General features: G+C 53.5%; 3 protein-coding genes and 1 pseudogene. 3 read left to right on the plus strand and 1 reads right to left on the minus strand.

Annotated elements, in window-relative coordinates; genetic code table 11:
• Positions 1 to 91 precede the first annotated feature (91 nt).
• Complete coding sequence (locus tag POG22_RS06530; protein ID WP_498904299.1) at positions 92 to 1,633, minus strand: polyamine aminopropyltransferase; 1,542 nt, start codon at positions 1,631 to 1,633, stop codon at positions 92 to 94.
• A gap of 171 nt (positions 1,634 to 1,804) precedes the next feature.
• On the opposite strand from POG22_RS06530, the pseudogene pedR reads away from it, so the two are divergent.
• The 3 genes and pseudogenes from pedR to hisS form a co-directional block, all read left to right on the plus strand.
• Positions 1,805 to 2,062 (plus strand): annotated as a pseudogene (gene pedR / locus POG22_RS06535) (photosynthetic electron transport-dependent transcriptional regulator PedR); the annotation flags it as partial.
• A 440-nt stretch (positions 2,063 to 2,502) separates the two neighbouring features.
• The gene (locus tag POG22_RS06540) at positions 2,503 to 2,778 is read left to right on the plus strand and encodes a hypothetical protein (protein WP_017663230.1); all 276 of its coding nucleotides are present in this window, start codon (positions 2,503 to 2,505) and stop codon (positions 2,776 to 2,778) included.
• 48 nt (positions 2,779 to 2,826) lie between these two features.
• The gene (gene hisS, locus POG22_RS06545; RefSeq protein ID WP_498904297.1) at positions 2,827 to 4,095 is read left to right on the plus strand and encodes a histidine--tRNA ligase; all 1,269 of its coding nucleotides are present in this window, start codon (positions 2,827 to 2,829) and stop codon (positions 4,093 to 4,095) included.
• Positions 4,096 to 4,182 lie beyond the last annotated feature (87 nt).

The following is a 4,182-nucleotide window of genomic DNA, read 5'->3' on the forward strand; positions in this document are numbered from 1 at the left end:
GTCTTCACTGGCGACTGGCGACTGGTGACTGGTGACTGGTGACTGGTGACTGGTGACTGGTGACTGGTGACTGTTCCCCATCAACGATCGATTAATACATTTGCCAGCGTCCTTCGGTTTGATATTGAACGATTTTAGGATGGACGAGTCGGTTAATTTCAACATTGTCTAGGGAAATGTCGGCGGGAAGGTGGAACAACCCCGGTAGGATGTCGGGAGTCAGAAAGCGAGTCGCGATGGGAAGGCGGAGTGTTGCGGGATCGAATTCGGTTTGGGTGGCGAGGACGAATCCCCAAGGTCCGAAACTGGGTACGTCGATGGTATAGGGATAAGAGGAGAAACCCGCTGCGTTGAGGGTGGCGGCGATACAGGCGAAGGCTTTGGTGGCGAAGAAGGGACTCGAGGCTTGGGTGACGAGGACGCCGTTGGGAGTCAGGCGCGATCGCAGTCTCAGGTAAAATCCATGAGAGTACAGTTTGGCGATCGCCTCGCGATCGGGATCGGGAAAGTCGGCGACGATAACGTCGAAGGTTTCCGACAAGCTGGGGGCGACGGAAAAGGCGTCGCCGTACCGGATTTCAACGCGAGGGTCGGAAAAGGAATTCTCGTTCGATCGCGCTAAAAACGGATGTTGGCTGGCCAGTTTGACCACTTTGGGATCGAGTTCGAGTAACACCACCTTCTCGACGGCGTCCCATTTCAACACTTCCCGCAAGGCTAACCCGTCTCCGGCCCCCATGACTAACACCCGTCGGGGGGTTCCACTCGCACTCATCGCCGGGTGAACGAGGGCTTCGTGATAGCGGTATTCGTCTACCGTCGAAAACTGAAGTTCGCCGTCGAGATAGAGTCTCACGTCGCGATTCCAGCGGGTGAGGACGATGCGTTGGTATTGAGTTTGAACGCGAGCCACGACGGGAGCGTCGTACAATCGATTTTCGAGACGATCGCCGAGGGGAACGGTTAGCGGGGCGATCGCCCACAAAGCCGCGCAAGTCGCGAGTCCGACGAGTCCCCAACGTTTCATTTCAGGGAACGATCGCCCGATGAGAAACACCATCAACGCCGGAAACGACCCGAGAATCGCGGCGGTGGGAAACAGTCCGAATATCGGAAGCAGCAATACGGGAAACGCCAGCGACCCCACCAACGCCCCGGCGTAATCTAAAGCTAACACTCCAGCCAGAGCGTCTTTCACGCCGCGATCGCTCTCCATCATCCGCGTCAGCAGGGGAACTTCCAACCCCGCCAGAATTCCCAAAATCACCGTGACGAGAATCAGTCCCAACCACAGAGAACGGTTGACAACGAAGAGGACGAACAGCAATAACGGTAGAAACGCCGAAGCGGGAGCGATGGCCAGTTCCACTTGAACGAACCGTTCGAGGAGTTGGGTCTTCAGGGGCTTTCCCGGCGTGTCCTCCACAGCGACGAACTGACTCAGATAAGACCCCAACCCCATCGCGGCGAGAAATCCTCCCACCGCGACGCCAAACGAAAGGGCTTGATTTCCCACCAGGTAGCTGGCGAGGGTTCCGAGTAACAACTCGATCGCCAGCCCGCAGGCGGAGGACACGGCGGCCGCTGCGAGGAGAACGTTCCGCTGTCGTCGAGTCAATGTCCACAATTGCATCATGTTTTAGATTTGAGTCTGCGCGATTTTTCGTACCCCCTCGCCCTCAACGCGAGCGATCGTTTGTTCGGACGAGAGATTTCTAGAGTTTCAAACCCCGTTTCGGCGTGAGTTTTCGCGCAAAATTGCCTAAAATGGTAATAAGTAGATATACACGGATAAGTAAAGGTTATGTCCGGAACTGAATCCCACGCCCTACCGCTCTTGTCAGATCGAGAGTTACAGGTTATCGAATTGGTTGCTTCGGGATTAACCAATCAAGAAGTTGCCGATAGTTTAGAGATTAGCAAACGCACCGTCGATAACCATATTAGTAATATTTTGAGTAAAACGGAAACGGAGAATCGAGTAGCTTTAGTCAGATGGGCATTGCGTTGGGGCAAAGTCTGTTTAGACGATGTGAATTGCTGCACGCTCCCTCAACCGAGTTTTGCTTCTCACTCGAACCGTCCGCTCGAACAGGTTGGAGAACCGGTCGATAGTGTCGAACCGGAAGTGGCCTCTTAGGGGTGTTATTCGTTCGATTTATTCGATTTAAACCTCGGGTGTCTCGTCGCATCGAAGCCCCTCGATCTCAAATTTGATTCTCGTCCAAGGCGTCGATCTAGAATTTGAGCGATCTTTTTCAGGTTTCGGGGCGTCTCTTTTTTGAGTGCTACCCTTGACGAATATTTTTGAATTGAAATAAATCGGAAAAACAGGGTATAAAAATTTATGTCCTGCTGAGATTGTCGTTTGTCTGCAAGTTTGAGGTTTGGGTGTAACGTCAAATTGTAGCAGACCGTGTCACCGCGAAATCCCCTCGATCGCTAAGGGTGAAATCGTGAATTTTTTGAGATCGCAAAATTCGTGTTAAAGGATAGGATGTCATGACCGATCGCTCTCGTCAGTATTTTTCTATTTCCACGTTGCCCCTGACCGTTTATCGCGAAGTCGTCGCCCATTTACGGCAAATCGACGGGGTCGATGCGGGGTTGTTACCGCAAACGGCGACGGATTTCGATTACTATCGCAGTCAAATCGGCGGATTGTGGATCGAAACGGCGACAGAGGCCGACGCTACCTGTCGATCGACCCTCGAACGGGTGTTAGCCTATTATGGCGATCGCTTCGGGCCTTGGCAGGCCATCGAAGTCGAATCTTAAAGATGGGTTGTCGAGATTTAACGAAATTCTTAGAGTTACGGTCGATCGATGTCTAAACTGCAAGCAATTCGCGGAACGCGGGATATTCTTCCCGAGGAATCCACTGACTGGCAAACTGTTGAAGAGACGGCGAGAGAAATTCTCCAACAAGCCGCCTATCGCGAAATTCGGACGCCCATTTTCGAGCAAACGGAACTGTTCGAGCGGGGAATTGGGGAAGCGACGGACGTGGTAGGAAAAGAAATGTATACTTTCGTCGATCGCGGCGATCGCTCGATTACCCTGCGTCCCGAGGGAACCGCCGGAGTGGTTCGTTCTTACATCGAACATAACCTCTACGCCGCTGGAGGCGTTCAGCGTCTCTGGTATTTGGGGCCGATGTTCCGCTACGAGCGTCCTCAAGCTGGACGCCAGCGTCAGTTTCACCAAATCGGCGTCGAGGTGTTGGGAACTGACGATCCTCGAGCCGACGCTGAAGTCATCGCGATCGCCACGGATATTTTCAAAACCCTGGGGTTGAAAAACCTGCATTTGGCGATTAACTCCGTCGGACGGGGCGACGATCGCGAAACGTACCGTCAAGCGTTAGTGGAGTACTTTACTCCCTACAAAGACGATCTCGATAAAGACTCTCAAGACCGTCTGACGCGCAATCCCCTGCGAATTCTCGACAGTAAAGACCCGAAAACCGGCGAGATCGCGAAAAACGCCCCCAGTATCCTCGACTATCTCAGCGACGACTCGAAACGGCACTTCGATCGCGTGTGCGCGTTACTTTCACAGTTGGGAATTGCTTACGAACTGACGCCGACTCTGGTACGGGGACTCGATTACTACACTCACACCGCCTTTGAAATCCAATCCGACGATCTCGGCTCTCAGGCGACCGTCTGTGGCGGCGGCCGTTACGACGGTTTAGTCGAACAACTCGGCGGAAAACCCACAGCAGCGGTGGGTTGGGCGATCGGATTGGAGCGGTTGATTTACCTGTTGCAGCAGCTCGGGAAAACGAGCGATCGCGCCCTCGATTTTTATCTCGTGTCTCGTGGCGATCGAGCCGAATCGACGGCGGTATTGCTCGCTCAACAGTTACGCCGAACGGGATTCAGCGTCGAAATGGACTTGAGCGGAAGTGCCTTTGGGAAACAGTTCAAACGAGCCGATCGCAGCGGTGCAGCGGCCTGTTTGGTTCTCGGCGATGCGGAAGCTGAAGCGGGAACCGTCAACCTCAAATGGTTGAAAACGGGAGAACAAGAAACCTGGACGCGATCGGATTTGCTGGCGAAAGCTGACGAGTTACGAGGGAAGTTGCGTTAGAGGTCGAGAAGGGGAGAAACTACTCACTGTTAACTGTCCTCACTGTTCACTGCTCACTGTTGACTGTTCACTGTAAAAGGTGCGTGA

This window comes from Geitlerinema sp. CS-897, assembly GCF_028368005.1.
Lineage (GTDB): Bacteria > Cyanobacteriota > Cyanobacteriia > Cyanobacteriales > Geitlerinemataceae > Baaleninema > Baaleninema simplex.